This window comes from Rhodomicrobium lacus, from assembly GCF_003992725.1.
In the GTDB taxonomy this organism is placed as follows: Bacteria; Pseudomonadota; Alphaproteobacteria; order Rhizobiales; family Rhodomicrobiaceae; genus Rhodomicrobium; species Rhodomicrobium lacus.
In genome coordinates this window covers 79573-106043 of the sequence record NZ_RZNF01000001.1, presented here as the reverse complement: position 1 = coordinate 106043, position 26471 = coordinate 79573, and the positions used below count along the sequence as shown (strand labels likewise).

Annotated in this window: 27 protein-coding genes and 1 pseudogene; 9 read left to right on the top strand and 19 right to left on the bottom strand. The window is 62.8% G+C overall.

Going from position 1 to position 26471, the window contains the following annotated elements; translation table 11 throughout:
* Positions 1-16: 16 nt before the first annotated feature.
* From EK416_RS00535 to rsmI, 4 genes are all read right to left on the bottom strand, one after another.
* Positions 17-1555: a YifB family Mg chelatase-like AAA ATPase gene (locus EK416_RS00535; protein WP_127075259.1), complete on the bottom strand. Its 1539-nt coding sequence runs from the start codon at positions 1553-1555 to the stop codon at positions 17-19.
* Between the two features lie 73 nt (positions 1556-1628).
* Entirely contained in the window at positions 1629-2585 is a 957-nt protein-coding gene (gene gshB / locus EK416_RS00530) for a glutathione synthase (RefSeq protein WP_127075257.1), read from the bottom strand.
* A 51-nt stretch (positions 2586-2636) separates the two neighbouring features.
* A complete protein-coding gene (locus EK416_RS00525; RefSeq protein ID WP_127075255.1) occupies positions 2637-3011 on the bottom strand; it encodes a YraN family protein in 375 nt (124 codons plus the stop codon).
* The gene (gene rsmI, locus EK416_RS00520; protein ID WP_127075253.1) at positions 3008-3973 is read right to left on the bottom strand and encodes a 16S rRNA (cytidine(1402)-2'-O)-methyltransferase; all 966 of its coding nucleotides are present in this window, start codon (positions 3971-3973) and stop codon (positions 3008-3010) included. Before rsmI ends, EK416_RS00525 begins: the two co-directional genes overlap by 4 nt.
* Positions 3974-4102: 129 nt before the next feature.
* On the opposite strand from rsmI, the gene EK416_RS00515 reads away from it, so the two are divergent.
* Positions 4103-5314, top strand: coding sequence for a penicillin-binding protein activator (locus tag EK416_RS00515; protein ID WP_127075251.1), 1212 nt, complete (start codon positions 4103-4105; stop codon positions 5312-5314).
* Positions 5315-5336: 22 nt separating this feature from the next.
* On the opposite strand, the gene hemW is transcribed toward EK416_RS00515, so the two are convergent.
* The 3 genes from hemW to ykgO all read right to left on the bottom strand — a co-directional run bounded on the left by hemW (position 5337) and on the right by ykgO (position 7339).
* Positions 5337-6566 (bottom strand): radical SAM family heme chaperone HemW, encoded by a 1230-nt coding sequence (gene hemW / locus EK416_RS00510; protein WP_127075249.1) that lies wholly within the window; start codon positions 6564-6566, stop codon positions 5337-5339.
* Entirely contained in the window at positions 6502-7125 is a 624-nt protein-coding gene (gene rdgB, locus EK416_RS00505; RefSeq protein ID WP_127075247.1) for an RdgB/HAM1 family non-canonical purine NTP pyrophosphatase, read from the bottom strand. Before rdgB ends, hemW begins: the two co-directional genes overlap by 65 nt.
* 88 nt (positions 7126-7213) lie before the next feature.
* Entirely contained in the window at positions 7214-7339 is a 126-nt protein-coding gene (gene ykgO, locus EK416_RS00500) for a type B 50S ribosomal protein L36 (RefSeq protein WP_127075245.1), read from the bottom strand.
* 255 nt (positions 7340-7594) lie between these two features.
* On the opposite strand from ykgO, the gene EK416_RS00495 reads away from it, so the two are divergent.
* On the top strand, positions 7595-7999 hold the full coding sequence (locus EK416_RS00495) for a hypothetical protein (protein ID WP_127075243.1): 405 nt from the start codon (positions 7595-7597) through the stop codon (positions 7997-7999).
* Between the two features lie 33 nt (positions 8000-8032).
* Here EK416_RS00495 and EK416_RS00490 read toward each other — a convergent pair whose 3' ends face one another.
* Together EK416_RS00490 and EK416_RS00485 are read right to left on the bottom strand one after the other, a co-directional pair.
* Positions 8033-9856: a cation:proton antiporter domain-containing protein gene (locus EK416_RS00490; RefSeq protein ID WP_127075241.1), complete on the bottom strand. Its 1824-nt coding sequence runs from the start codon at positions 9854-9856 to the stop codon at positions 8033-8035.
* A gap of 194 nt (positions 9857-10050) precedes the next feature.
* On the bottom strand, positions 10051-10743 hold the full coding sequence (locus EK416_RS00485; protein ID WP_127075239.1) for a hypothetical protein: 693 nt from the start codon (positions 10741-10743) through the stop codon (positions 10051-10053).
* A 157-nt stretch (positions 10744-10900) separates the two neighbouring features.
* Between EK416_RS00485 and EK416_RS00480 the strand changes: the two genes are divergently transcribed.
* Complete coding sequence (locus tag EK416_RS00480) at positions 10901-11248, top strand: hypothetical protein (RefSeq protein WP_127075237.1); 348 nt, start codon at positions 10901-10903, stop codon at positions 11246-11248.
* 8 nt (positions 11249-11256) lie between these two features.
* Positions 11257-11586: a hypothetical protein gene (locus EK416_RS00475; protein WP_127075235.1), complete on the top strand. Its 330-nt coding sequence runs from the start codon at positions 11257-11259 to the stop codon at positions 11584-11586.
* A gap of 170 nt (positions 11587-11756) precedes the next feature.
* Here the strand turns inward: EK416_RS00475 and EK416_RS00470 are convergent, their stop codons facing one another.
* Positions 11757-11993: a DUF1127 domain-containing protein gene (locus EK416_RS00470; RefSeq protein ID WP_245433889.1), complete on the bottom strand. Its 237-nt coding sequence runs from the start codon at positions 11991-11993 to the stop codon at positions 11757-11759.
* A gap of 129 nt (positions 11994-12122) precedes the next feature.
* Here EK416_RS00470 and EK416_RS00465 point away from each other — a divergent pair, with 129 nt between their 5' ends.
* A complete protein-coding gene (locus tag EK416_RS00465) occupies positions 12123-13016 on the top strand; it encodes a LysR family transcriptional regulator (RefSeq protein WP_164729786.1) in 894 nt (297 codons plus the stop codon).
* Positions 13017-13103: 87 nt separating this feature from the next.
* Here EK416_RS00465 and EK416_RS00460 read toward each other — a convergent pair whose 3' ends face one another.
* The 4 genes from EK416_RS00460 to EK416_RS00445 all read right to left on the bottom strand — a co-directional run bounded on the left by EK416_RS00460 (position 13104) and on the right by EK416_RS00445 (position 16250).
* Positions 13104-13550 (bottom strand): DUF2023 family protein, encoded by a 447-nt coding sequence (locus EK416_RS00460; RefSeq protein WP_127075231.1) that lies wholly within the window; start codon positions 13548-13550, stop codon positions 13104-13106.
* Complete coding sequence (gene fldA, locus EK416_RS00455) at positions 13529-14011, bottom strand: flavodoxin FldA (protein WP_127075229.1); 483 nt, start codon at positions 14009-14011, stop codon at positions 13529-13531. The genes EK416_RS00460 and fldA overlap by 22 nt, the downstream gene beginning before the upstream one ends.
* 421 nt (positions 14012-14432) lie before the next feature.
* A complete protein-coding gene (locus tag EK416_RS00450) occupies positions 14433-15143 on the bottom strand; it encodes an HAD-IA family hydrolase (protein ID WP_127075227.1) in 711 nt (236 codons plus the stop codon).
* A gap of 126 nt (positions 15144-15269) precedes the next feature.
* The gene (locus EK416_RS00445) at positions 15270-16250 is read right to left on the bottom strand and encodes an RluA family pseudouridine synthase (protein ID WP_127075225.1); all 981 of its coding nucleotides are present in this window, start codon (positions 16248-16250) and stop codon (positions 15270-15272) included.
* Between the two features lie 615 nt (positions 16251-16865).
* Between EK416_RS00445 and EK416_RS17900 the strand changes: the two are divergent.
* A pseudogene (locus EK416_RS17900) lies at positions 16866-17231 on the top strand (lytic transglycosylase domain-containing protein); the annotation flags it as partial.
* Between the two features lie 117 nt (positions 17232-17348).
* Here EK416_RS17900 and EK416_RS00435 read toward each other — a convergent pair.
* Positions 17349-18347: a glutathione S-transferase family protein gene (locus tag EK416_RS00435; RefSeq protein ID WP_127075221.1), complete on the bottom strand. Its 999-nt coding sequence runs from the start codon at positions 18345-18347 to the stop codon at positions 17349-17351.
* Positions 18348-18560: 213 nt separating this feature from the next.
* Complete coding sequence (locus EK416_RS00430; protein ID WP_127075219.1) at positions 18561-19424, bottom strand: DUF1499 domain-containing protein; 864 nt, start codon at positions 19422-19424, stop codon at positions 18561-18563.
* A 549-nt stretch (positions 19425-19973) separates the two neighbouring features.
* Here EK416_RS00430 and EK416_RS00425 point away from each other — a divergent pair.
* Positions 19974-20264, top strand: a complete 291-nt coding sequence (locus EK416_RS00425) for a hypothetical protein (RefSeq protein WP_127075217.1) — start codon at positions 19974-19976, stop codon at positions 20262-20264.
* Positions 20265-20424: 160 nt separating this feature from the next.
* On the opposite strand, the gene EK416_RS00420 is transcribed toward EK416_RS00425, so the two are convergent.
* The 3 genes from EK416_RS00420 to EK416_RS00410 all read right to left on the bottom strand — a co-directional run bounded on the left by EK416_RS00420 (position 20425) and on the right by EK416_RS00410 (position 23865).
* Positions 20425-21813 carry a L,D-transpeptidase family protein gene (locus tag EK416_RS00420; RefSeq protein ID WP_127075215.1) on the bottom strand — a complete coding sequence of 463 codons (1389 nt, stop codon included), beginning with the start codon at positions 21811-21813 and terminating at the stop codon, positions 20425-20427.
* A gap of 185 nt (positions 21814-21998) precedes the next feature.
* Positions 21999-22964, bottom strand: a complete 966-nt coding sequence (locus EK416_RS00415) for an acetyl-CoA carboxylase carboxyltransferase subunit alpha (protein ID WP_127075213.1) — start codon at positions 22962-22964, stop codon at positions 21999-22001.
* 91 nt (positions 22965-23055) lie between these two features.
* The gene (locus EK416_RS00410) at positions 23056-23865 is read right to left on the bottom strand and encodes a methyltransferase (protein WP_164729785.1); all 810 of its coding nucleotides are present in this window, start codon (positions 23863-23865) and stop codon (positions 23056-23058) included.
* 210 nt (positions 23866-24075) lie between these two features.
* Between EK416_RS00410 and EK416_RS00405 the strand changes: the two genes are divergently transcribed.
* Entirely contained in the window at positions 24076-25128 is a 1053-nt protein-coding gene (locus tag EK416_RS00405; RefSeq protein WP_127075209.1) for a CBS domain-containing anti-phage protein, read from the top strand.
* Between the two features lie 238 nt (positions 25129-25366).
* On the top strand, positions 25367-26368 hold the full coding sequence (locus EK416_RS00400) for a hypothetical protein (RefSeq protein WP_127075207.1): 1002 nt from the start codon (positions 25367-25369) through the stop codon (positions 26366-26368).
* The last annotated feature ends 103 nt before the right edge of the window (positions 26369-26471 follow it).

Genomic DNA, 26471 nt, shown 5'->3' with positions numbered 1-26471 from the left:
AACTGCGACGCCGTTTTCAAGCGGCCGCGGCTCGCCGCGCGGCGGCAACCTCGCCCCGGAGGCTCAGCGCTTCGGCGACGTGAATCGCATGAACGCCTGCGCTTGCATCGAGATCGGCAACGGTGCGGGCAAGCCTGAGCGTGCGGTGATAGCCGCGCGCGGAGAGACCGGCCACGTCCGCGGCCTTTTCGAGCAGCGCAAGGCCCTCCCGGCTCAGGGCGCAAAAGTCGTCGAGCAGGGCCGCCGGACAATCCCCGTTTGTCGCGATCGCGTCATTGCCAACGATGGCATAGCGCTTGATCTGGATGGAGCGGGCCGCAGCCACCCGCGCAGCGACCTCTTGGCTTCCTTCCTGCGCCGGCGGCAAGGCCAGGTCGGTGGCTTTGACCGGCGCAACAGGAATCTGGATATCGATCCTGTCCCAGAGCGGCCCGGAGATGCGTCCTCGGTAGCTCTCCTCGCAACGGGGCCCGAGCTTGCACGTCATTCCGGGCGTCCATGCGTGGCCGCAGCGGCAGGGGTTCATTGCCGCCACAAGCTGGAAGCGCGACGGATAGCGAATGCGATGGTTGACGCGCGCAATGATCGTCTCGCCGCTTTCGATGGGTTGCCTGAGCGCATCGAGCACATGCGGCGGAAATTCGGGCAACTCGTCAAGAAAGAGCACGCCGTGATGGGCGAGCGCGACCTCTCCAGGCTTCGGCTTCGCACCGCCGCCCACCAGCGCGGCCATGCTCGCCGAGTGATGGGGTGCCCTGAAGGGTCTGGTCGCCGTCAGTGCCCCGTTGACAATGGTCCCCGCGATGCTCTGCACCATCGCGACCTCAAGGAGTTCGTGAGGTTCGAGAGGCGGCAAGATGCCGGGCAGCCGTTGCGCCAGCATGGATTTGCCCGCGCCCGGGGGGCCGATCATCAGCATATGATGCCCGCCAGCGGCCGCAACCTCCAGCGCTCGTTTGGCGCTCTCCTGCCCTCTCACGTCCTTCAGATCGCAGGAGGAGCCGGCGCCGCGCTCGAGATAGGGTTTTGGCCGCGCGAGCGCGGAGGTGCCCTTGAGGTGATTAACAAGTTGCGTCAGATGTGCGGGGGCGACGATGGGCATGTCTGCCGACGCCCATGCGGCCTCGGGGCCGGAGGCGGCGGGGCAGATCAGTCCCTTGTCGAGGCCGCTCGCGCCGAAAGCCGCCGGTAACGCGCCCGCGATCGGGCCGAGGGAGCCGTCGAGGCCGAGTTCGCCGATAACGATGAAATCTTTCAGCAGGTCACCGGGAATCGCGCCGGCCGCAGCCATCACACCGAGCGCGATTGGCAGATCGTAATGCGTCCCCTCCTTCGGCATGTCGGCGGGCGCGAGATTGACGGTAATGCGCTTCGCCGGCAGGCCGAGACCGATGGCGGTCAGGGCTGCACGAACCCGCTCGCGGCTTTCGCCCACAGACTTATCGGGTAGGCCAACGATGGAAAAAGAAGGGAGACCCGGCGCGATCAGCACCTGGACATCGACCCGTTTCGCGTCGATGCCCTCGAACGTTACGGTCGAAACTTGCGCGAACATTTACGCCACCCACTCGCCTACCTTCAACAAGTGGAATGGATATTATCGCCAGAATTTACGAAATCAAGAACATTCAAGGAACTTTAGCGGAACAAACCTTCTCTTCCACAACATCCCATATCAGCGCCGCGATGTCGGCTCCGCCGAAGCGTTTCACCTCGCGGATGCCGGTTGGAGACGTGACGTTGATCTCGGTGAGATAGTCGCCGATGACGTCGATGCCGACGAAAATGAGACCGCGCCTTTTCAGTTCAGGGCCGATGGCGGCGCAGATATCGCGCTCGCGCGGCGTCAGCGCCGTCGCTTCGGGACGGCCGCCCACATGCATGTTGGAGCGCGTTTCGTTTGCCGCTGGTACCCGGTTGATTGCGCCCACCGGCTCGCCGTCGACGAGGATGATGCGCTTGTCGCCCGCCCGCACGTCGGGAAGGTAGCGCTGCACGACGAAAGGTTCGCGGAACACAGTCTGGAACAGCTCCACGAGCGAGCCCGTGTTCGTGTCATCCGGCTTGATCCGGAACACCGCCGCGCCGCCATTGCCGTAGAGCGGCTTGACGATGATGTCTCCGAACTCTTCCCGGAACGCGGTGACATCGTCGAGCGTGCGCGCAATGAGAGTGGGCGGCATGAGGTCGGGGAACTGCGTGACGAACAGCTTTTCCGGCGCGTTGCGGACGCTCGTCGGGTCGTTCACCACGAGCGTCTTCGGATGGACGCTGTCGAGGATGTGCGTTGTCGTGATGTAAGCCATGTCGAACGGCGGGTCTTGCCGCAGGTGGATCACGTCGAGTTCGTCGAGCGCAAGCTTCTGCCTTGGGCCGAGTTCGAAATGCGCGCCCTCGATATCGTGCACACGCAGTTCATGCCCTTCGGCAAAGGCGCGGCCTTCGCGCAGCACGAGTCGATCCGGCGTATAATAAAAGATGGAGTGATGGCGGTTCTGCGCTTCGAGAAGGAGCGCGAAAGTCGAATCGCCCCTGATGTTGATTTTCTCGATCGGGTCCATCTGGACCCCGGTTTTCAGACGCATCCGGTCCTCGCTGAAAGAGGGTTCGGAGGAGACTTAAAGGGCAGGGACGATTTAGGCAAGAAAGGCTTGCTCGATATGCGAAAGGCCCTGCGTCGGGCTCACCAGAATGACGTCGAAACTGGCGGAGTCATGAGAAAGCCCCGGGTTCTCTCCGAGAAAAACTTCGGCGGCGGTCGCAATCCGCGCCTGCTGTCGAGGCAGCACCGCGTAGGCCGCTTCATCCTGCGTGCGGCGGCACTTCACTTCCACGAAAGCGAGATGATCCCCGCGCTGGGCCACGAGGTCGATCTCGCCGCCCTTGGTCTTGTAACGCTCCGCGATAATTCGATAGCTCTTCGCCTCGAGAAGCTGCCTCGCGCGTTTTTCTGCGGCGACGCCGACCTTGTAGGAGGTTGGCGCACCCCTGGCATGGCTGGCTGCGATCATGACGCCTCACCCTTGATCTTCAATGCCAAGTTGTAGGCCGTTTTCCTTGCGACACCAAGCCCTTTCGATACGTCTTCAACAGCTTCCTTGAGCCTCGCCGTCTTCAAGGCGGCGCGAAGCGCGCTTTCGATGTCGGCTTCGGTTGCGGTCGCGGCTTCGCCGGGAGCGATGAGGAGTACGATTTCGCCCTGGGGCGGATCGACTTCGAAGGACGCCGCCAGCTCGCGCGCGGTGCCCTTCATGATCGTCTCATGCAGCTTCGTCAGCTCGCGGGCGACCGCGAGCGTCCTTTCCGGATAGACGGTTTCGATTGCGGCGAGCGCGGCTCCGATGCGGGAGGGCGTTTCATAGAAGACGAGTGTCCCCGGCACCGTTCGCACGGCTTCGAGAGCATCCAGCCGAGCGCCGTCCTTCGGCGGCAGAAAACCGCCGAAGAAGAAGCGGTCGGTCGGCAGCCCGCTCGCCACGAGCGCCGACAGGATCGCCGATGCGCCCGGCACCGGAAAGACGCGTATACCCTCGGCGGCTGCATCGCGCACGAGCTTGTAGCCAGGGTCGGCGATGAGCGGCGTGCCGGCGTCCGAGATGAGCGCGATCGCCTTTCCTTCGCGCAGCGCGTTCATTATGCGCTCGCGGTCCGCCTCGCCTGAAAAGTCGTGATAGGTTTCGAGCTTGCGGCCGATGTCGAACGCTGAAAACAGCTTCCGGCTGTGGCGTGTGTCTTCGCAGTAGACCCGGTCGGCGGATGTCAGCACAAAGAGAGCGCGGATCGAGATATCGGAAAGATTGCCGATGGGCGTCGAAACGAGGTACAGCCCGGGATCGAGAGGGGAGGCGTCCAGCCTTTCAAACTGCCGCGACACCGCGGCCAGAAGCGCCGCCGCGCGTTCCGGCCCGATTGTCGATGTCTCGTCGCCGACTGCATCGGTTTGTGGAATTTTCGGCGCCCGTCGCTTCGTCATCACCAATCAGCCACAGTTGCCGAACACGGTAAGCGTGCTCGAAGCGCTTCGCGTCAGACGCGACTCGTAACAAGGTGGTCTTGCCTTCATAACCGGCGCAGGTCAACGGAAAGCTGATATTCGATCCCGATGAAACTAACGAGTGAACACGCCTTCGCGCGATCCCGCATCTTTCTCGGATTCGCTTTTCTGATCGTGTGCCTGGGGCTCACCGCTTGTTCGGTCGGCGGCACCGGGAGCGGCAGTCTGGCAACCTCGACGCCGCCGCGCGGCGCACCGGCAGGCGGCACGGTGAAGGTGGCGCTGCTTCTGCCGCTCACGGGCAACGTGAACGCGCAGCAGGTTGCCAAGGCCATGAAGCAGGCGGGCGAACTCGCGCTCTTCGATTTCGACAAGCCGAATGTCCAGCTCATTCCCAAGGATACGCGGGGAACGCCGGACGGTGCGCGCCGGGCGGCGGATGAGGCCATCAGGGACGGCGCCGAACTCATCATTGGCCCGCTGTTCGCCAACGAGGTGACAGCGGTTGCGCCCGTGGCCCAAGCCGCCCGTGTGCCGGTGCTCGCCTTTTCGAGCGACCGCAACGTTGCCGGAAACGGCGTCTATCTCCTCAGCTTCGTCGCGGGCAGCGACGTGCCGCGCATGGTGTCCTACGCCGCCGCGAACGGAAAGAAGCGCTTCGCCGCCTTGTTCCCGCAAAACGACTATGGCCGTATCGTCGAGCAGGCGTTCAATCGCGCCGTGCAGGCGAATGGCGGGCAGGTGGTGCTGACGAAGTCTTTCCCGCCCGAAGCGAACGGCATGCTGGCCTCGGTGAAAGAACTTGCGCCGCTCGCGAAGAAGGGGGCCGCGCCGCAGGTCGATGCGATCTTTGTGCCCGCGGGTGGCGACACACTGCCTTCGCTCGCGCCGCTTTTCCCCTATTACGAGATGGATACGCAGGCAGTGAAGATGATCGGCCTGTCGGGCTGGGATTATGTCGGCGTCGGCAAGGAGGCTGCCTTGCAGGGCGGATGGTTCCCCGCGCCCGATCCGAAGGGCTGGGAGGATTTCACGCGCCGCTATTCCGAAACCTATGGGGAGATGCCGCCCCGGCTCGCAAGCCTTTCTTATGACGCCGTCAGCCTCGCGATCTCGCTCTCCAATAACCCACCTGAGCGGCGTTTCGCGTCCTCCGAGCTGATGCGCGCCAGCGGCTTCAACGGCGTCGACGGGCTGTTCCGTCTTCGCGCGGACGGCACAGCCGAACGCGGCTTCGCAATCATGGAAGTACGCTCGACCGGCAACCAGACCATTGATCCCGCGCCTGCAAGCTTCGGGACCGCCGTTGCGCAGTATTAGCAGCCGCTGAACGGGAGACGGCTCAAATCGTTTCGAGGCTCGACGCGACGGCCTCGACCACGGCGTTCAGCACGAGGCGGCCCGCCGCCGTTGTGATGATGCGGCCATCCCCGCGCACAATCAGCGCCTCGCCTTCGAGCATCTCGATCACGGATGCGGCGGGGCGAAACCCGGTCCGCGCCTCCATTCGGCGGGCGTCCAGGCCCTCGCTGAGGCGAAGCCCCATCAGCACCGCCTCTTCGGCTTCATCGCGGGCTGAAAGCTCGACATGCTCCTCGCGGCCATGCCCCAACGCTTCCACTTTCTCCGCCCATGCGAGCGGCGACTTCAGCGCCGCCGTGGCGATCTTGCGCCCTGACGCCCCGCAATATCGCCCGTGCGCGCCGGGCCCCACGCCGAGATAATCGCGATAGCGCCAATAAGCGAGGTTGTGGCGGCTTTCCTCGCCGGGCGCCGCGTGGTTGGAGACTTCATAGGCGCGAAGCCCCGCCGCCTCGCAAAGCTCCTGCGTGAGCGCATAGAACTCGGCCGCGAGTTCCGCCTCGGGAAGGCGCAGCCGTCCACGGCGTTGCAACGCGAAGAAAGCCGTCTCGGGTTCGACCGTGAGCTGGTAGAGCGAGAGATGGCCCCTGGCGAAGGAAAACGCCTCCGCCAGTTCCGCGCGCCAGGCGTCGAGCGTCTGGCCGGGGCGCGCGTAGATCAGGTCAAAGCTCATGCGATCGAAGGTGCGGGCGGCGATGCCGAGCGCGGCGCGCGCTTCGGCGGCGTCGTGGATACGGCCAAGCGCTTTCAGCGCCCCATCGTCGAGAGACTGGATGCCGAGCGAAATGCGGTTCACCCCCGCCGCGCGATAGCCCGCGAAGCGGCTCGCCTCGACGCTCGACGGGTTCGCTTCGAGGGTGATTTCGCAGCTTTCGGAGACCGGCCACAGCGCCGCGATGCGGTCGAGCACCGTGCCGGCTGTTCGCGCCTGCATCAGCGATGGCGTGCCGCCGCCGAAAAAGACGCTCGCGACCGGTTGGCCGGCGGTTTCGTCCGCATAAGTCTCAAGCTCGCGCAGGATTGCGGCAAGCCAGCGGGCTTCATCGATGCTGCGGGCGGCGTGGGAATTGAAATCGCAGTACGGGCATTTCTTTTCGCAGAAAGGCCAGTGAACGTAGACCGCAAGCGGCTCGGCGGCGCGCACCTCAGAGCGGGGAGACGAGGGCGGCCTTGAAAGCGGCAAAAGCGTTGGCGCGGTGGGAGATCGCATGTTTCGCGGCCGGGTCCATTTCGCCGAAGGTCAGATCGCGGCCATCGGCGACGAACATGGGATCGTAGCCGAAACCGTTCGTTCCGCGCGGCGGCCACACAAGATGGCCCGCGACGGTTCCCTCGAAGAATTGGACCTCGCCCGCCGGATTGGCAAGACAAAGGACGCAAACGAAGCGCGCGCGGCGTGCTTCGGGCGCGGTCGCGCCGCGAGCGCCAAGCTCGGCCTCGACCTTCCTCATGGCAGCCCCGAAATCGCGAGACTCGCCCGCCCAGCGCGCCGAATAGATGCCCGGCGCTCCGTCGAGCGCGTCGACGGCCAGCCCCGAATCGTCGGCGAGCGCAATCTTGCCTGTCGCGACAGCGGTCGCCACAGCCTTCAAGCTCGCGTTTTCCGCGAAGGTCGTGCCCGTCTCTTCCGGCTCCGGCAAGCCAAGCGCAGCCGACGAGACCACGCTCACGCCTATCGGCGCGCACAGGTCTTCGAACTCGCGAACCTTGCCCTTGTTGTGCGTCGCGATGACGAGGCAATCGCCGTGTTTCAGCGTAAGGCTGGTCAACGAACCGCCCTCCTCGTTGCGTCGAGGCAAGAGAAAGCTTTCGCGCGGCAGCCGAAGCGCGCGCGGAAAACCATCGGGCGGAGGCCGATCAACCCTGGCGAGCCTTGTAGCGGCGGACCTTCTTGTTGATGATATAGAGGCGGCCACGGCGGCGAACGACGCGATTGTCGCGATGGCGCGTGCGAAGCGTCTTGATTGAATTCTTGATCTTCATGGTCAAATTCCAAGCGCTCCACTCAGTCGCCATCAGGCCGGTGGCAAGCGCAAGCCAATAAGGTTGAGGTTTACGAACGCGCGAAGACGAAATGCGCTGTCGAAGGCTTTTGCTAGCATGCTTTTTTACGCTTTCCAACCCCTCTCCGGCGTTGGACAATAGGAGAAGCGCCCGCGTAACCGGCAAAAGGCCGCCAAAGCGCCAAAAAAAGAACCCGCGTTGGCTGGTCGTTTAAGCGTTCAGTGAAGATTTTGCGTGAATTCTATGCGTATGATCCATTTTCGTGTCCTCGCCATCAGCCTGATTGCCGGAGCGGCAACCGCGCCGGTCGCTCTTGCCTTCCCGGCGCATTCGATTCCCGGGGTGCGTTCCGTCGACGGCGGGCTTCTGCAACGCGTTGCCATAGGCTCGGGCGCGAACGCCGCCATCACTCCGTGCTCGACCGCTATCCCGGCGTTTCAAAATGACGGACTCAGATCCTCATATGGCGGCGAAGGCACGCAGCTTTCCGGTGCCGGCCTCGGTCCGGCGGCGGGTATCACCCGGTATGTGGTGAGAAATCCCTTCCTTGCGTTCAACGGCGCGCATGTCGACGCCGCCCCGGACAGCGGATGGAGCGTCCGGGTCATCTCCGTCAAGGGCGCCGCCTGCATGCGATAGGCTACCGGCGCAACGTTCTTTACCGGTCGTCTCCTAAGGCTCCGCCTTGTTCGGCGCACGCTCGCGGAGCGTCTTGCGGCGGATGGCGCGCGTCACGAGCCGCCCCGATTGCCGCGCGGCCTCCTGAAACTCGGCGCGGAATTCGTCGCGCATGTCGTGAATCGACGCGATGGCCAGACCCGCCGGAATGCCGAGCGCCACGAGCGACGCTTCCGAAAGCTGAAGGCTTGCTTCGATCGTCTCCGGCACCGCATCGGTCACGCCGATGGCGTAGAGCTGATGGGCATGCGTCGCGTCGCGAGCGCGCGAAAGAATGACAAGGTCGGGCCTGAGCTTGAGCGCGGTCTTCACGATTTCGATGATTTCGTCGCCTGCCGTTATGGTGATGATGAGCGCGGAGGCACTTTGCAGGCCGCAGGCGCTCAGGAAGGCGGGATTGCCGGCGTTGCCGTAATAGACTTCGCGGCCAAGGCGCCTGTGTTGCGACACGACATCCGGATCCTTGTCACTCGCGATGAACGGAAAACGGTGGCGTTCGAGGAGCGAGCAGAGCACCTGTCCGACGCGGCCATGGCCGACGACGATGGCGTGGTCCTTCAGTTCCGTTTCCGGCAGCGCGAGAAGAGCTTCGTCGATGTGCGGCCGCTTTGCCGACGCGCGCTCCGCCAGTCTCCGCCCCGCGAAGTCGAGAATGGGTATGAACGCCATGGAGAGAGAGACGACAGCCAGCGCGGGGCCGGATATCTCGGTTGGAATCAGTTTCAGTCCGGCCGCAAGCCCGAGGCCGACGAAAGCGAACTCTCCCGCCGGGCCAAGGAGCAGCGCCGTTTCGAGGGCTGCCGGACGGGGCACGTTGAAGAGCGGCGCAATTCCGAGGACGATCGCGGCCTTCACGATCACGAGAGCAACGATCGCGCCGAAGACGAGGTCCGGGTAGTTGAGAATTTCGCGGAAATCGATTCCCATCCCGACAGTGAAGAAGAACAGGCCGAGCAATACGCCCTTGAAGGGCTCGATGGCGATTTCGACGGACTTTCTGTATTCCGTTTCCGCAAGCAGGAGTCCGGCCACGAAGGCGCCGAGAGCCATGGAAAGCCCTGCGCGGCTCGCTGTTACGCCTGTGGCCACCACCACGAACAGCGTTGCCGCCATGAACGGCTCGCTCGACCCCGCCGACGCCACGAGGCGGAACAGCGGCCGCAGAAAAAGCCGCGCCACGATCAGGATGAAGCTGAGGCCGAGGGCCGCTTTCATGAGCGCCAGCGCGAGCGCTTCGTAAACGGACGCTTCGGCGCTCGAACCGAGGATCAGCAGGAAAAGGAGAAGCGGCACGACCGCGAGATCCTGGGCGAGCAGGATCGAAAAGCTCGCGCGTCCGGTGGCGGTGGAGAGGCGGCGCTGGCAGGCGAGGACATCGACGACTATGGCGGTCGAGGATAGCGCCAGGCACCCGCCCAGAATGATGGAAAGCCGGAGGTCGAGCCCCGCCGCAGCGCAGATCGCGGCGATGACCGCCGTCGATGCGACCACCTGAAGCGAGCCAAGCCCGAAGACGAGGCGGCGCATCGTCAGCAGGCGATTATACGAGAGTTCGAGCCCTATGGTGAAAAGCAGGAACACGACGCCGAGTTCGGCGATGCCGCCGAGCGCCTTCGTGTCGGTAATCGTGATCCACGGCAGGACGCCATATTCCGCGCGCAGCGAGCCGAGGCCGTAGGGGCCGAGGATGGCGCCCGCGCCGAGATAGCCGAGCACGGAACTGACTCCCAGCCGACGGAGCAGCGGCACGACGATGCCCGCGGTGCCGAGCACCACGAGAGCATCGCCGTAGATGTCACCGCCCATGGGCGTGGTCATGCCATGCCTTTCAACCTCGTCATCGGGAGCTTCCGAACAGCCAGCCGACGGAGGATGCGCTTGCTTTCTGCTTTCGGTAAACCCTTGCAAAGGCGAGCATAGCAAGAAACTTGCCGATCCACGAGCGAGGGATAAGGGATTGTTCCGATGCGGATCTTGAACCGCTACGACGGTCTGGCGGCATTCAGCGCGCGCTATGCCGGTATCGCGGGCTCGGGCTCCGGTTTTTGCGCGCCTGCGAAACCGCTCCGCACATTCGGGCCGTAACGCACGTTGAAGAGGCGCACGAAATTCGGCTCCTGCGAGGAATGCTTCGGGACCGTGACGCCGAGCGCCTCGCGCACATAGCGGTCGTGCATATGCTTGAATTTCATCGGATAGCTGCAAATCTCGCCGTCGATATGCACGACGAGTCCGTCGCCCTGGATGAGGTCTTCGTCCGAATCCTCGATGGCGAGGCGCGTATAGCCCGAGACGCCGGAATTGCTCTTCCACATGAATTCGATCTCGGAATCCTTTTCGGACGGGAAGCGCACATAGGACGAGCTGAAGGAGGCAAGCTCCGTCCCATCGGCGGCGTAGGCGCGGCCAGCGGCCTCGTAGCGACGCCGCCGCCAGTTGAAGAAGATATTCACGAAGGCGTAGCGCAGGTCGCCTTTTTGCCAGACGGCCTGAAAATAGCGGCCCGCATAGCGCTCTTCGGGCTTGAGCCTGCGGCGGATCGTGCGGGAGCGATAGGCGAGGTCGCGCCAATAGAGGCTGATCCAGGTGGCAAACACTGAAAAGCCGATCAGGAACAGCAGCCTGAACGCCTCGCCGCCCTGAGGCGGCTTGTCCAGAACCCAGCTCATGAGCCAGATGAGCGCGTCGCGGATGACTTCGAACATGGCGTCCCCAACAGTTGAGACGGATTTTCTTAAAATTGGAGAAGCACGCAAGCGCAATTTGCGCAGGCCGGGTTTTCGTCCCGCTTTCGATTCACCGAAGGTTAAAGCGCTTTCTTCTATTACCCGTATCAGTTGTTGCGAGTTCGGGAGACACTCCGTGGGCGTGACGAATGAGTCCCTCGACGCGGAGGAGATGAAGCGGCGCAAGGCGCTGGCCTATCTTCTCGGCATTGGCGAAATCGAGGCGGGCGACACCAGCCTCAAAGGCCGTCTGTCCATCATTGCGCAGCTCAAGGCGGCGCGGAAGATCGAAATTGCGCGTGGGCATGCCGGTTCGTGGCTCTACGACGTCAATCGACACCTGAATATCTGCGCATTTCTGCGCCGTGAATACGAAGCGCTGGAAGAGATGATTGCGGCTGAGGCGGGGGAAGCGGCCCCTTCGAGTGGCGCCATCGCCCGGAGCGCGTTCGACAAGCGCATCTCGCGAGCGGGCAGACCGTGAAGAAGGCGATGGTAACCGACCGTCAGTTGATGAATGCCATCAATTTCGACGGAAAGAGCGCCGCCGAGCTTCGCGCGCGTATCGAGCGCGCGCTCATCGCGGAAGGCAAGGTGCGCCGCGTGAAGGCGCTCGCAATGAAAGCCGTGTCCGATCTGCCGATTGCGGGACAGGAGCGCGAGGCCTATGCGAGCGAGGCTTACGCGGAAGCCGTGGCGGAGGAGGCGAGCGCAGCGGCCGCCCTCGAAGAACTGAAGGCGGCGCGGGCGCATGCCCGGCTCACGATCGACATCTGGCGCACGCTCGAAGCGTCGCATCGCGTGGTGTCGAGCTATCCGTGACGTGCCGGCCCGAGGCGCGCACCTGTCGCGCCTCACCTGATCAACCGCGTGGGAGCCATGAGAGGGAAGGCCCCTTGATGCGTCGTGCCGCAAATCGAGCGCGGCTCGACGCTTTACGTTCAAGTGCCGGTCAGCCTGTCTCGGTCAAATCGATGCCGATGCTGCCGATGCTAATGCCGGTGGTGGTGGCGAACGCGATCTTCGAGGTCATAACGGTTGAGGCCGATGTCGCGAAGCGCGCGGTCGTCGAGCTGTTCGAGTTCGGCGACGGCGTTGCGTATCTCGGCTTCCGCGTTCCAGCGACGTTTGACGGACGACAACAGGCCGAGCGCCTTATCGAAGAAGCCGCCCGTCGCCATGGTCGAAGCCGCATCGCTAAGAGGTTGAGCGTGTTTCATCGTTGTCATCGTACTCGTCTCCAGTATCCCGCGCCGCTATGCCGCCGACGCTGGCGGACACCAGATATGCTCCCCTTCCTTCGATAAATGAAATCGATTATCGTTTGCGTAACGATAAGCATTCCTTTGGTTCCTAAAATGCGCGATCTCAATCTCGATCAGGTGCGGACGTTTCTTGAGGTCGTGAAGCGGGGGAGCTTTACGGCGGCGGCGCGCGCGCTGAATTTGACGCAGCCCGCCGTAAGCCAGCAGATCAAGGAGCTTGAGGCGCGACTTGGCGTGCAACTGGTGGCACGTCTCGGCAAGCGCGCCTTTGCGACCGACGCCGGAAAGGAACTCGTCGCGCGCGGGGGGAAGCTCATCGGCGACGCTGAGGAGGCCGTGCTTGCCGTGGGGCGCTATCGCGACGGCTGGATGAGCCCGATCCGGCTCGGCGCGACCATCACCGTCTGCGTTTATCTTCTGCCGAGGCTGCTTGGCGAACTGCGCCTGACGCATCCCGAACTCGAAATTTCCATCGAAATCGACCTGTCGCATGTCATCGTGGAAAAGGTGGCGGCAAACGAACTCGACATCGGCCTCGTTGCGCTGCCCATCGACAAGGCGGCGCCGGTATCGGTGACGAAGGTCCGCGAAGATCCGCTCATGGCCGTCTTCCCGATGCATGAAGGTGCCGGCTTGCCGTCCGCGATACCAGCGGACTACCTCAAGAAACGCGCTCTCCTTCTGGACCTGCCGACGACGCAGATGCACCGCCTCGTGGTCGGCTGGTTCGAGGCGCAGGGCATCCACCCGAAACCGACGCTCTATCTCGGCAATTCGGAGGCGCTGAAGGCGATGGTGGCGGCGGGCGTCGGGGTCGCCATCCTCGCCATCGAGAACAGGGAAGACCTCTATCTCGGGCGCAGCATCGTGGCGCGGCCGCTTTCGCCTCCGCTTGTGAGGCAGCTCGGATTGATCGTGCACAAGGACAAGCCGCCACATCCGGCGATGCCGGAAATCCGCGACCGGCTGACGAACATCAGTGCCTGAGAGAAGGCGCGGCCTGCGCGTGCGGCGATACCGTTGCGGCTTCAACGAAAGCGGAAAAGCGCGCGATGAAAGCGGAAAAGCGCGCGATCAGTGCGCGCGCTCCGGGTTCGCCTCGACGGCGGCATCGAGCCAGCTTGCGGATTTGTCGTCGAAATCAGGGGCGGCAAGCACCTGCTGCTCGCCCGCAGAAGCCGACCTTTCGAGGTAGCGAACGCATTGTTGCTCGCGGTCGTAGCCGAGGAGAATGCCGAGCATGAAATCATGCTCGGGCGAGAGATCGCAAAGCGGCCGGGTCAGGAACCGTCGTGCGGCTTCAACAGCCGCCGGGCGCCCGAACACGACGTTGAGTTTCGTAGGGCAGGCTTCGTGCACGTAATACGCAACACCTTCGCGGACGAGCCGTGCCTCTACGAAAACCGACGCCGCCTTCGTCATGGTCAGCATGCTGAGCGGCCTGATCCCTCTCGACAGCTCGTAGAGGTGGTGATTGAAGACGCGGATGACGCCCTCGTTTAGGTCAGACGGCTGATCCAATCCGTGATCCTCTTGTCTGTCTTGGAAGACTGCGTGTCCTGGTCGAGGGGCAGGCCGACGAACTTGCCGTCGCGCTCCGCGGTCGATCCGGAATAGTTGTAGCCCGCCGTATCGGTGAACCCGACGACTTCCGCGCCCGCGTCGACCGCGTAGTCGTAAAGGATGCCGATCGCGTCCACGAAGCTCTCGGGATAGCCTTCCTGATCGCCGGTGCCGAAGATGGCGACCTTCTTGCCCGCGAGATTGGCGGAGGTCAGCTTTTCGATGTTGTCTTCCCAGTCGGTCTGAAGGGTGCCGTTGCCGTAGGTGGGCGAGCCGAGAATAAGAAGGCTTGGGCTTTCGAAATCAGCCGCCGTCGCGTCCTTGATGTCGATGGCTTTGCCGGAAAGCTTTTTGGCGATCTTGGAGGCAACCGCTTTGGTCGCGCCGCCGTCGGAGCCGAAAATGACGTTCACACTCATGGTCTGGACTTTTCACCCTGTCGCAAAGCAGAAGGAAAGCGGCAGCAAGACCCCGCAGCCGCGTGTGTTCAACCGCGAACACCAACGCCTAAGAAGTTAGCGCATGGCGAAAGGCGCATCAAATATAAAACCACGATATTTGGCGGATATCTGCGATTATTTCATCGAAATATAACAGTTCTAATTCGCATTCTTTTGAAGTGCACTGCGCCCGCATAATCATTCTAAAGAACAGCTCTGAAGAACAATTCTAAATTGGCGCCGTTTTCTCCCGTCGTGCCGTATATAAGGGGAAAGGCGAGTACGGTTTTCCGAGCCGGTGGGATATTCCCTTTCACATGCGCAGGCATGCGGGGAACGGCTTTCGCGCGCCGCGCGCCGACGGAGTGCATCGCTTTTGGTGGACGAAATCGTCAGCCGGTCAGGCTGCAACATCCCGGCAGAAGGGACGCAGGCGCCCGCCTTCCAGTGCGTGACTGAGCGCCTTGTCGAGGGACGCGAAGCTGTGCACGAGGACATGCGCCCCCGCCCGCGTCAGTTCCGTCACGGAGTGATAACCCCATGTGACGCCGACGCCGGCGCAGGCCGCCGAGCCCGCCATCTGCATGTCATAGGACGTATCGCCGATCATGATCGTCGACTGCGGCGGGATGCCTGTTTCGCGCATGGCCTGGAACAGCATGGCGGGGTGGGGCTTGGAGGGGGCGTCGTCGGCAGTCTGCACCGTCGAAAACATCGCCGAAAACCCGTTTTCCTCGATGAAACGGAGCGCGCCGCGGCGCGATTTGCCCGTTGCCATCCCGAGAACCACGTCATCGCGCGCGGCAAGGCTGCCCAGAAGCTGCGCCGCGCCGAGGAACATCGGCTCGCTCTGGCGGGCATTGCGAAGCTGCATGCACTTGTTGCGATAGGCGGCGATGACGTCGTCGCGCGTGGCCTCGCACAGGTCCGGGGCGAGACAGGCGATGGCCTCCGACATCGAAAGGCCGACGGTGCGCAGGATCGCATGGCGTGAAGGCAGGGCCAGCCCGAGGTTCTGGAAAGAAAACCTCATCGCCTCGACGATGATATGCTGACTATCGGCAAGTGTACCGTCACAGTCGAAAACAATGAGCGTAGGAGTCGATGCCATATTTCGCACCTGCGAAGGTTCGGTTTCCGCCCCGTTCGGATAATCATTCCCACAATGCACGATCTACATTATGCCGGGCTAACGCCGCGTGAAGCTAAACGTTAGACTCATGTCTGTTATGCACAATTATTCCCCGTAACGGGCTGAATCGAATCCGAGAAGCTCGAACGTCTGCGCGATATGCGACGGAAGGGGCGCGGAAATATCGATTTCGCCGAGCTTCGGATCCTTGAGCGTCAGCCGGCGCGCATGCAGATGAAGCTTCCGTTCGATGCCTTCGATGGGGATTTCGGTCCCGTCGCCATATTTCTGATCGCCGAGAATGGGCGTGCCGAGAATGTCCATATGCGCGCGAAGCTGATGCTGGCGACCGGTCACCGGCTTCAGCGATACCCACGCCATGTTCGCGGCACGGTCGATGACGGAATAAAACGTCGTCGCGTGCTGCGCGAGATCCTGCTCGCCGGGACGCGCCTTGCGCACGCGGTCGCCCTCCGGCCCCGCTGCCTTGACCAGCGCGGCCTCGACCTTGCCCTGTGGCGGCTTCGGGATGCCGCGCGTGATCGCCCAGTAGATCTTCTGTACCGAGCGTGTCTGGAACAGCCGGCCGAGGCGGGCCGCGGTCTGGCGGTCCTTCGCGACAACGAGAATGCCGGTGGTATCGCGGTCGAGCCGGTGCACGAGGCGCGGACGTTCGCCGCCGAAGCGGTCGGCCATGCCCGCGAGCAGTCCGTCGATGTGACGCGTCGTCTTCGTGCCGCCCTGAACGGCGATGCCGAAGGGCTTGTTGAGAATGAACATCTCGTCGTTCTCGAACACGATCATCCGCTCGATGAAATCGCGGTCGGCCTTGGAGAGCCCCGGAGGCGGTTTCAGCGAAGGCTGCGGCGCGTTTTCAGGCTCGGCGAAATGCGTGGGCACGCGAACTTCCTGCCCTGCCGAAAGGCGGCTGTCCGCCTTCACGCGTCCGCCGTCGACGCGGACCTGTCCGGTGCGGACAAGTTTCTGCACGAGCGTATGGGGCAGTGCCGGGTAATTCTTTTTCAGCCAGCGATCGACACGAAGGCCGTCGTCGTCGGTGCGGACCGCACGCTTTTCGATGGTCATCTGAAACTCCTCGCGCGCATTTGGCCGCGCAGCGGGGATAAAGTAAAGCGGCAACTTGGGTCAAAGGTCAGGCGCGTGAAGGCGGACGATGGCGACGCCGCTAATCGTATTCGACTGGGGCGGGCATGTACGGGCCGACAGGCTTGACCGCGCGGGCCCAACGAGCGGCAAGCGACGGTCGCGCCCAAAAGACAGCGATCGCAAGCCGCTTCGGCAAAGAGCCAGCGACGCGTCCGTTAATGATCTATCAACGATACAACTCGACTTTTATTGAAATTGCATCAAAGGCAAATAGGGTGTCTTGACCCCATCCCCTCCTGAAAACGGGCTTTCACCCCTAGGATAATGACATTGCTCCGCACCCTGATTTTGACCGCGCCTTTCGTTCTGGCCTTGGGTGAGCCGGTGGCTGCTCAAGCCTTGCAGGCGGCGTCCGGTGGGGGCAACTGTGCGTTTGGAGCTTGTTCTCCCGCCACGGGTGAGGGCGCGGAGGCCTACCGGTCCCGGGGCTACGACGCGTTCAGCCGCACGCCACGGTATTATGAGGACTTTCGCGGCGATGCGGACGAGCGAAGGCGGTTCGACAGGCACAGAAGTGATTCCGTGGACGATGTCGTGGTGGAGGCTTCCAGGCGCTTCGGCATTCCGACCGTGTGGATCCGCGCCGTGATCAGTCAGGAAAGTGGCGGCGACGTTTACGCGGTTTCCTCGAAGGGCGCGATGGGGCTGATGCAGATCATGCCGCAGACGTGGCGCGAATTGCGCGCGCGATACGGTTTCGGGCGCGATCCGTTCGACCCGCGCGACAACGTTCACGCAGGGACAGCCTATCTGCGTGAACTCCACGACCGCTACGGCATGCCGGGGTTTCTCGCGGCATACAATGCAGGGCCTGCCCGCTACGAAGACTATCTGACGGCCGGCAGGCCGCTTCCGACCGAGACGGTCAATTATGTTTCGGCGGTCGCGCCTCGTCTTGGCGTTTCGGTGTCGCGGCGGCGCGCGACGGGGTGGGAATAAGGGAGTCAAGGTTCGATGCGTCTGCTGAAGCGTCCTGCCGAACGCTCACTCGTTTGAATCCGCGGCCCGTCGCGAGCATCACATCGGGCGGCTCGCTGCGGGCAGCGTCTCGCGTCCGTGCGGCGCGGCATAATCGATTTCTGGTCCTACCGGCACGATGCCCGTCGGGTTGATGGTCTTGTGGCTTTGATAATAGTGCCCCTTGATGTGCTGAAAATTGACCGTCTCCTTCACACCGGGCCACTGATATAGTTCGCGCGTAAAGCCCCAGAGGTTGGGGTAATCGGCGATGCGGCGTATGTTGCACTTGAAGTGACCGACATAAACGGGATCAAATCTAAGCAGCGTCGTGAACAGCCGCCAGTCTGCCTCCGTTATTCGGTCGCCGCACAAATAGCGGTTTGTGGCGAGCCGCGCTTCGAGCTTGTCGAGCGTCTCGAACAGGGGCCGCACGGCCTCCTCGTATGCCTCCTGCGACGTTGCGAAGCCTGCCTTGTAGACGCCGTTGTTGACGCGGTCGTAGATTTCCGCGTTCAGCGTATCGATCTCTTGCCTCAGTTCTTCCGGGTAGTAATCGCCAGGCTTCGCGCCTAGACCGTCGAAGGCCGAGTTGAACATGCGGATGATCTCGGACGATTCGTTGCTGACGATGGTTTCACGTTGCTTGTCCCAGAGCACGGGAACGACCACGCGACCGGAATAGGACGGATCGGCCTTCGTATAGATTTGATGGAGGCGTGTGGCGCCGTTGACCGTGTCGGGGATGACGCCCGGACCAGGTTCGAACGTCCACCCTTCCGCGCCCATGTACCAGTTCACCGCCGATATCGGGATGAAGTCTTGGAGCCCTTTCAGCGCCCGGAAAATCAACGTGCGGTGCGCCCAGGGGCAGGCGTAGCATACATAGAGGTGATAACGACCGGCCTCTGCTGCGAAGCCCGCCTCACCGCTTGGTCCGGCGCTTCCATCGGGCGTGATCCAGTTGCGAAACCGGCTTTGCTGGCGCTCGAAGCGGCCGCCGGTCGACTTGGTATCGTACCACTGATCCTGCCATACGCCGTCGACCAGAAGCCCCATGGTTCACTCTCCTCCGCCGCGTTTCCATTTCACGCCGACCGACTCGACGCGGTTCGGAACAACGTTCTCTTGTCTTCACATTGGATGCGTACCGCGTCCCAGCCTGTTCAGGGAAAACCACCGGGGTGCGCCGGGTTCCTGAAGTCGGCGGTCGAATCTCCAAGGCCCGGTTTTCGAGCCGCTTTTCTGCGTCGGATCGGTTCGGGAGGTGATTTAGTTGGCGTCTCGTCTGCGGTTTGCAGGCTTGGACTGCGGCTTTGCCTTTTCTTTTTCTTCCGCCTGACGGGCCGCTACGACACGCTCCATGCGTTCGAGACGTTCCAGCGCGGCGAGGCGGTTTTTCACTTCCGTCATGAACCTGCGAACGCGCTCGGCATTGCGGCCGAGGTCGTGCTGGCCGAAACGCGACGACGAGCGAATATCCACGCGCGCCGATTTCGCGTTACCGGTCACGCGGATCGCAATGTCCTCCACGAAGCCGAACAGGAGGGTTTTATCCACGGCCTCGATATGGCCGGCCTTGGTCGCTTCGGGGGCCTGTTCCTCAAGGATCTTCCAGTTCAGCGTCTTCACGACATCACGCACCGAGGTGTAGACGTCGATGAGCGGGCGCTGGACCACAAGGGGTTTGATGTCGGGATAGGCTTGTGCCTGAAGCGGCGCGAAAGCGGCGTCGTAACGTATCGGGTTCGCCTGTCCTTGCCGAATTCGGGCGACACGATCGAAGGCCGGAGGTGCGCCCGGATCGCTCGTCACTTCATAGATGCGGGGGAGGGTAAGCAATGCGGGAAGCGACCAAAGCGGAACCGCAAGCACGAGCGCGGCCAGAAAAAGCGCGGCGGCCGCGCGCTCGGCGCCCCGGTCGCCATTGTTCCAGATCGCGACGAGCCCTGCGATCGCGACGAAGACTGCGATGATGGCTCCCGCAATCGCCGCCCCCATGATCTTGAGCGCGAGCGGTGTCGTGAGGCCGAAGAAGCGATGCCAGACGAATGCGCCTCCAAAAACAAGGACAGAAAGGACGGCTATCCGGTAGCTCCACGCCGCCCGCTTCGAAAGATTTTCGTAAAGACGCAAGGTTCTCTCCGCCGTGCCGCCCGAGATTGGTCTGGCTGAAGCGCGGCCGCTTCGCCGTCCTTCTTACCATCGCTCGCGCCTGCCTCCGCGATCGTCGGCGTCGCAACACGCCATTGCGCAAAAGCTCAGGCTAGTGGTCCGATTCCGACATTCGCATCCGTTTGCAGCACGCTCGCGAGCAAATGCCGGGAGCTGTCACCTTATCGCACCAAGGTTCAAGTGCCTTAGACTGCGTCTGGAAAATGTGAAGCGGTTTTCCGACAAGACGCACGATAAAGGCTGGAGCGCGCTTTTGATGACATCAAGATAGATACGTCCTGAAGCATCATGCCGCAATCGGATGCCGCCCACGCTCTATTTCGGGTGTCGTCAACGCAACGCGCCATGGAACGGCAAATCCTCCATCCAATTGCGCCGCGCAATCCGCACACGTCTTTCGAAAATGTAACAAGAATTTCGCTTGCACTGTCGCAATTATGACGACGAATCGACAAACACTGACCGGACAGTATGAGTGTGACGTAGTTTAGTAAACGACGGAGTACGACTGTGGCTGAAGAAATTCAATGGCGGCAGCTTGGTTCAATCGTCAATACTGTGCTTCTCGATGCAAGGGCGAAAGCTGTCCGGAACGGCGCCATGTCGAAGCCCGTGCCTCGTTCCAGCATGACCGCTGCGCCGGAAGCAGTCGCGAACCTCGCCCGTGAGGAAAGCGGCAATGGCTTCCTGTGCAGGCCCGCTGAGCCCGCGACGGCCGAACAGCTCGAACTGCCATTTGGTCTCACCGACATGCCGCCAGCCGTGCCTCTGCGCGTCCGGTCGCGCGTCCGCCTGATGTAGGATCTGCTTCGGCGCCGATTTCCCGGTCTGCGCCGCCTCGGCTTCAGTCCCACATGGCGTTCCGCAAGAGCGCTGAAGAATCGCCCAAATCAAGCCCGGCACCAGGGCGGTGTCCGCTTTCGCATCGTGCTGCCGTCGCGCGCCGGAGCGCGCGCCCGGATCAGCGTTGCGTATAGCCCAGCATGATCGGGGGGGAGGCGGAAATCATGTTTTCCGGCGCGTCAGGCTGAGACGCCAGCTTTCCGCCCTTGCCGGAACGGTTGGTCTTCTGCAAAGCGTCGGGATCGGTTACGGCGGCAGTCTGTTGGCCTGCGGCCTGCTGCGCGGAAGCCTGTTGCACAGCGGGTGCCGTAGCCGAAGCCTGCGTTGTGGTGCCAAACTGATATTGCGTCGGCTGTGGGCCGCTGTCGGGCTCCTTGCGAGCGGAGGCAAAGGCTTGCCCCGATGCGGGCGCTGCGCCGGAAGCTGCGGGGTGCGTTGCCTGCATGCTTGCTATCGACACGGGTCTGCTTGCCGGTGTCCGAACAACCGGCGACGCGGACATCGAGGCGAACGCGGCGGTTTCAGCCGGTTGAGTCGGGGCGGCCGAAGCGGTCGCCGGCTGTGTGTAGGTTGGCGTATACGACCGCATTGGCGGTTGCGGTGCCATGGCGGCCACGGCAACCGGCTGGCTGGCTTGCGGCTGGGCGGTGTCGGGTGCGCGGTTCAGATTCGCCAGAACGGTCTGCGGCACACCATCGACCCCCGGAAGCATCCTTGGATCGACCTTGGCGAAGATCGGGCACGGACCGTCCGGCGCGGGATCGCCGGGGAGGCCGGGAAACTGGACGTTCACCTGATATTGCTTGCCGCAAACCTTGACGATCGGCGGCTTGCCGGTGGCCTCGAACGAGTCGTAGCCCTCCTTGAGGCGCCCCCAGAACGAATACCACGGACTATCGCGATGCTTCGCCATGTTGGCTGCCGTCATGCGGAAGGGCAGGGCCTGCACATGGAATTTCGTCTGGCCCGCGTCGAACGCCTCACGCGCGAGGATATAGATCTCCTCGATATAGGCATCGGTCATCGCGTAGCAGCCGACAGACTTGCAGTTGCCGTGCACCATGAGCGCCGACCCCGTATGGCCGTTCACCTGATCGTGCGTGTTCGGGTAGCCGAGATTGAAAGCCAGATAGTAATTGCTGCGCGGGTTCATCTGGGCGCGCGTGACGGTGTAGAAACCCTCGGGCGATTGCCGGTCCCCGGTCTGAATCTTGGGGCCGAGTGTGCCGGACCAGGCGCAAATCGGATAGGTGCGGAAATGCTGGAACCGGCCTTCCTTGAACTTCCAGACTTCCAGCTCCGACTCTTCCTTGAAGATGCGGATGAAGATCGGCGCGTCGGGCCTCATGCCCTTGATGGCGAGCATCGCCTGGGTGGATGCCGGGAGCTGGCGCTCGGCCGGGGGCACCGTGTTTTCTGGATCGCCACCGAAACCGAAGAGGTTAAGACACCCTGTCAAGCCCAGCAGAAGCGGAGCGACCGACGCGAAACGCAACACAACTCTCATCAAGCCTTTCCTCTGCGCGGTGGCGCTGTCGGGGGAGCATCGGCCGTCTGGGTTAAAAAGAGGTTGCATTTCGCGAGTGCTTTTTAGAGATCGCATCCTCAAGTTGTAAGCCTTCGATTCCTTTTCTGCAACAGAGACTTGGCCGCGCTATTGAGGCCAAAATGCGACCCATTGTCGTGACGATCCTACCGCGCGGCCGGCAAGGTGCGGCCGATAGCCAGGAATTTGTCCTGACGCTGCTTCTTGATCGCTTGCTTTTCCTGCGACTCGAATTCGGAAAGAGCGCGTTCGAGCGCTTCGCGCACGTTGCGAATCGCGGCCTCCCGATCGCGATGGGCGCCGCCGACGGGCTCGGGAATGATCTGATCGATAACCCCGAGTTGAAGAAGATCCTGCGCGGTGATCTTCATGTTCGTCGCGGCATCGCGCGCCTTCGAACTGTCGCGCCAGAGGATCGAGGCCGCCCCTTCGGGCGAGATCACGCTGTAGATGGAGTGTTCGAGCATCAGCACGCGGTTTGCTGCGGCGATCGCGATCGCGCCGCCGGAGCCGCCCTCGCCGATTACGACTGCGATCATCGGCACGGAAAGCGACAGGCAGCAATCCGTCGAGCGCGCGATAGCCTCGGCCTGACCGCGCTCCTCCGCCTCGATGCCGGGATAAGCGCCCGCCGTGTCGACGAGGCTGACGACCGGAATGCCGAAGCGATCGGCCATCTGCATGAGGCGCACGGCCTTGCGGTAGCCTTCGGGCTTTGCCATGCCGAAATTGTGGCGCAGGCGGCCTTGCGTATCGGCGCCTTTTTCGTGTCCCAGCACCATCACGGTGCGGCCGTTGAACCGGCCCAGCCCGCCGATGATGGCAAGATCCTCGCCGAAATAGCGATCCCCGCCCAGCGGTGTGAAATCGGCGATAAGCTCGCGGATGTAGTCGACGGAGTGCGGCCGCGCGGGATGGCGCGCCACCTGCGTCTTCTGCCAGGGATCGAGGCTCTTGTAGGTTTCTTCGAGCGCCGTTTGCGCCTTCTCGCGAAGCTTGGCGAGTTCATCCTTGATGGACACGCCGCTGTCTCCTTCGCCGAGCGCGCTCAATTCCGCGATCTTGCTTTCGAGTTCAGCGATAGGTTTTTCGAAGTCGAGATAGGTGCGCATGGCCTTTGGAGCTTGGAACGGGATCGGGTTGTTTTGCCCTGCCTAGCATGGGCGGCAGGCAAGGGCTAGTGCGCGTTCCGGCGCTCCCTTCTCATTTCCGGGGACTGGGCGCGTCGAGAACCCCGTAGACGATGCGCCATGTGACGCAGCCTCCGTGCCGGCGGTCGAATACCGCCAGCGCGCGCCGCAGCGCCGTCGCCGAAAGCGGTCGATATCCGGGTCTCGGCTGGCGCGCCCCGGTGTCGCGTAGCGCCCTTAGAAAGCCTGTCGCATCGCCGTATCGGGCGGTGATGGACTCCTCCCGCACCACGCCGTCGAGCGCGGGCACGTCCAGGAGCCCGACCGGCTCGCCGAGGTTTTCGAGCGTCTCGCGCCATTCGGGAAAATTGCCGGGGCCGATGGTGGCGAATACGACGCGGCCGCCCGGATTCAGCAGCCGCCGCCAGTTTTCGAGGGTTCGGCGCGGATCGTCGCACCATTGCAGCGTCATGCTCGACGCCACGAGGTCGAAGCCTTGCGCAACGGCCGGGCGGTCGCCGTCCATCGTGGCGAACGTCGTTTCCGCGCCCCGGCCGCTCGCAGCCGCCAGATTTTCACGGCAGCGGAACACCATATCGAGGCCGATGTCGGTGAAGAGGAGCCGGCCCCGAGGGTATCGCGTGAGGACATGGCGCGAAAACAGTCCCGTGCCGCAGCCGATTTCGAGCACGCGCGGCTCGCCGGCGCCGGGCAGGAACGCGGCAAGGCGCGCCGCGACCGTCTCCTGAAGAGCCGCGTTGGCGTCATAGGTCAAGACGCTGTTTGAGAAGCGGCGCGCTATTATGTCCTTGCGGGACATGAGAGTTTCACCTGATTCCTGAATGAATGCGCGCTTCACCGCAGGGACGAGCGCGCCAGACAAGCCCTGTTTCCCCCTCTCGGGGCCAAAGTGCAAGGCTCCTTGCTCGTTCATCGCCGTCGAGCAAAATGCGCGGGAAACCAGCGCGCCCGGTTGCTTTTCACCCGACGCCTCCAGATGACGCAAGCTGGACTGCTTGTGATTGTCCGTCGCCCAAGGTTGCGAAACGGCGGATTTTCTATTTAATTCGCAGATATTTTCGAGGGGTGTTTCTTGGATTCTCGTATCGGCTCGATTGCCAATGAACTTCGCGCGGGGCAGACCCCGCCCGAAGTCAGCGTCCGCACGTTTCTCGGGTGGTTCGACGCCCAGCGTCGCCGCTACAGGATCGTTCAGAACATCCGCGACGAACTCGCGAAAGAGGGCGTGCGCACGGTTCCTGATTTCGAGACGGTCTGGATCGACGCGCCGATCAGGTTCGTCCTTTCCGAAGGCGACGGCGTTTCCGCCAGTTTCGAGCCGAAGACGCCCGGCGAAAGCCCGCCGAAAGCACCGGAGACGGTCGCTCCCAACCGATGGGAATCCCGCGAGGTGACCTACAAGGTTGGCAGGCTCGCCGCCGCCAACCAGGGCATCGTCTCCGTTCCGCCTGACAAGCCCGTCGCCCAGGCTGTCACGATCATGATGCTGCGCGGCTTCTCGCAACTCCCGGTGATGACGGACGACGGCGCCGTGCTCGGCATGCTGAGCTGGCGGTCCGTTGGCACCCGCATGGTCCTGAACAGGGCGGCTCCCCTCGTCCGCGACGCGATGGAGCCGCATCATGAAGTGCGGTCGGACGTTTCCATTTTCGATGCGATCCAGGCTATCGTCGCGAACGATTACGTTCTTGTGCGCGGCGCGGACGGACGCATCACCGGCATCGTCACGGCGAACGATCTGAGCCTTCAGTTTCACGACCTGACCGAGCCTTTCCTGCTCCTCGGCGAGATCGAAAATCTCGTCCGCAACTTGATCGGCAACGTGTTTTCGGCGGACGAACTGAAGACGGCCTGCAATCCGGCCGACGCGTCGCGGGTCGCCTATGTCGAAACCGTCGCGGACCTCTCCTTCGGCGAGTATATCCGTCTTCTGCAATTGCCGCCGAACTGGAGCAGACTCGCGATCAACATAGAGCGCGACGTCTTCTGCCAGTCGCTCGACGCGGTGCGCAAGATCAGGAACGACGTGATGCATTTCGATCCGGACGGCATCGAACCGGAAGAACTCCAGCAGCTTCGCCAGTTCACGCGCTTCATGCGGCAGTTGGCGAGCGCACGTGGATAGATCGGCGATGTCCAGGACCGGCCGAGCGGGCATCCATCCTGATCATCATGTTCACGTTAATGTAACCGTCAGCGCACGTGCGATAACGGCAAAGTTGGAACGTTCCCTTCGAGGACAGGTTAAAATCATTTAGAATGATGCAAAGCGGCCGATGAAGACGCGGTCCGGGAGAAAGGCACTCGCGGCCCGCACAAACAGCGTCCGGCTTGCTGGCTAACCTGTTCGACCGGAGTTTGACTTGGCTGCGCATCCCCTTTCCCATCATGAAATACTGGGCCTCGTCGCGCCCTTCACGCGGCGCGGACTGCATCCGGACTTGCAGGCCACCAACCGACAGGAACGGCGCCTGGTTTTCAAGCCCGTCGAACGCGTCGGCGAGACCGAGGACGCGCCCACCTATACGGAAACGCTCGAACTCCATTGCGCCAGCGGTCCCGCAACCACGCACAAGCTGAAACGCACGACCGTCTGCTCTTGCGCGCCGGAGAATTTCGAGGCGCGCCTCGAAATCGAAGGCCGGGATCTCTCCGACATGCTGGCTTGCTTCGACACAGTGCCGTCGGCAAGCCAGTTCCGTTTCGGGCCCGGATTCAAGATGGTGAAATGCTGGCGCCTTCTCCGGGGCAGCGGCCTGACGCCAACCGGCATGCCCGCGACGCAGAAGGCCCTGACCCACATGGCCGCGACGCTCGGCGACCTTACCGTGACGGCGACAGCGCCGACCGTGAAAGCCGATCCCGAAACGGTGATCGAGATCCTGCCGCCCGAAGGCGCGCACATGCGCTTGCCGGACGATCTGCTCGCCGTGCTCGGCTGGAACTGGAGCCTCATCCGCAGGCGGCGGGACACTTGGCGCGGCATTCTGAAAACATCGGGCCGCGAGCCAGACCGCAGCCGCCGCGCCGAGCTGAACCTCGACAGGATGGTCGAGCATCTCGTGCAGACCTTCGGCGATGCGCCCGCGCGCTTCCACGACCGGCTCTACCGGGCTCGCTGGGGCGTCGCCTTCCGGCGCTCGCTGCCGTTGCTGGTAAGCCTCACGCTGATCACGCTTGCGGCGCTGTCCTCGCGTCTGGAACTGTCGGAAGACTCCGTGCTGCGCATGCTGATCTTCAACGCGCCGCCTCTCCTCATGGCTTCGGTGTTCTGCATGCGAAGGCTGCCACAGATCGAGATTCCGCCGATGCCGCGGCGCCTGAAAGCCTCCCGATGGATTCAGCTTGACCCCGAGCCAGCCTGACCTGGCGAGAAGAAAGATCAAGTCATGATAACTAGGCGTTAAGTTTTTTAAATCCGGCGGAACAAGAAAACCATTCGCGCATTGCGGGTATACTGAACAACAT

What these genes read in the sequence shown, in the direction of transcription:
- EK416_RS00535 (WP_127075259.1), bottom strand. Translation starts at nt 1,555, where the DNA reads ATGTTCGCGCAAGTTTCGACCGTAACGTTCGAGGGCATCGACGCGAAA.
- gshB (WP_127075257.1), bottom strand. Translation starts at nt 2,585, where the DNA reads ATGCGTCTGAAAACCGGGGTCCAGATGGACCCGATCGAGAAAATCAAC.
- EK416_RS00525 (WP_127075255.1), bottom strand. Translation starts at nt 3,011, where the DNA reads ATGATCGCAGCCAGCCATGCCAGGGGTGCGCCAACCTCCTACAAGGTC.
- rsmI (WP_127075253.1), bottom strand. Translation starts at nt 3,973, where the DNA reads ATGACGAAGCGACGGGCGCCGAAAATTCCACAAACCGATGCAGTCGGC.
- EK416_RS00515 (WP_127075251.1), top strand. Translation starts at nt 4,103, where the DNA reads ATGAAACTAACGAGTGAACACGCCTTCGCGCGATCCCGCATCTTTCTC.
- hemW (WP_127075249.1), bottom strand. Translation starts at nt 6,566, where the DNA reads ATGCGATCTCCCACCGCGCCAACGCTTTTGCCGCTTTCAAGGCCGCCC.
- ykgO (WP_127075245.1), bottom strand. Translation starts at nt 7,339, where the DNA reads ATGAAGATCAAGAATTCAATCAAGACGCTTCGCACGCGCCATCGCGAC.
- EK416_RS00490 (WP_127075241.1), bottom strand. Translation starts at nt 9,856, where the DNA reads ATGACCACGCCCATGGGCGGTGACATCTACGGCGATGCTCTCGTGGTG.
- EK416_RS00485 (WP_127075239.1), bottom strand. Translation starts at nt 10,743, where the DNA reads ATGTTCGAAGTCATCCGCGACGCGCTCATCTGGCTCATGAGCTGGGTT.
- EK416_RS00475 (WP_127075235.1), top strand. Translation starts at nt 11,257, where the DNA reads ATGGTAACCGACCGTCAGTTGATGAATGCCATCAATTTCGACGGAAAG.
- EK416_RS00470 (WP_245433889.1), bottom strand. Translation starts at nt 11,993, where the DNA reads ATGACAACGATGAAACACGCTCAACCTCTTAGCGATGCGGCTTCGACC.
- EK416_RS00465 (WP_164729786.1), top strand. Translation starts at nt 12,123, where the DNA reads ATGCGCGATCTCAATCTCGATCAGGTGCGGACGTTTCTTGAGGTCGTG.
- fldA (WP_127075229.1), bottom strand. Translation starts at nt 14,011, where the DNA reads ATGAGTGTGAACGTCATTTTCGGCTCCGACGGCGGCGCGACCAAAGCG.
- EK416_RS00450 (WP_127075227.1), bottom strand. Translation starts at nt 15,143, where the DNA reads ATGGCATCGACTCCTACGCTCATTGTTTTCGACTGTGACGGTACACTT.
- EK416_RS00445 (WP_127075225.1), bottom strand. Translation starts at nt 16,250, where the DNA reads ATGACCATCGAAAAGCGTGCGGTCCGCACCGACGACGACGGCCTTCGT.
- EK416_RS00435 (WP_127075221.1), bottom strand. Translation starts at nt 18,347, where the DNA reads ATGGGGCTTCTGGTCGACGGCGTATGGCAGGATCAGTGGTACGATACC.
- EK416_RS00420 (WP_127075215.1), bottom strand. Translation starts at nt 21,813, where the DNA reads ATGAGAGTTGTGTTGCGTTTCGCGTCGGTCGCTCCGCTTCTGCTGGGC.
- EK416_RS00415 (WP_127075213.1), bottom strand. Translation starts at nt 22,964, where the DNA reads ATGCGCACCTATCTCGACTTCGAAAAACCTATCGCTGAACTCGAAAGC.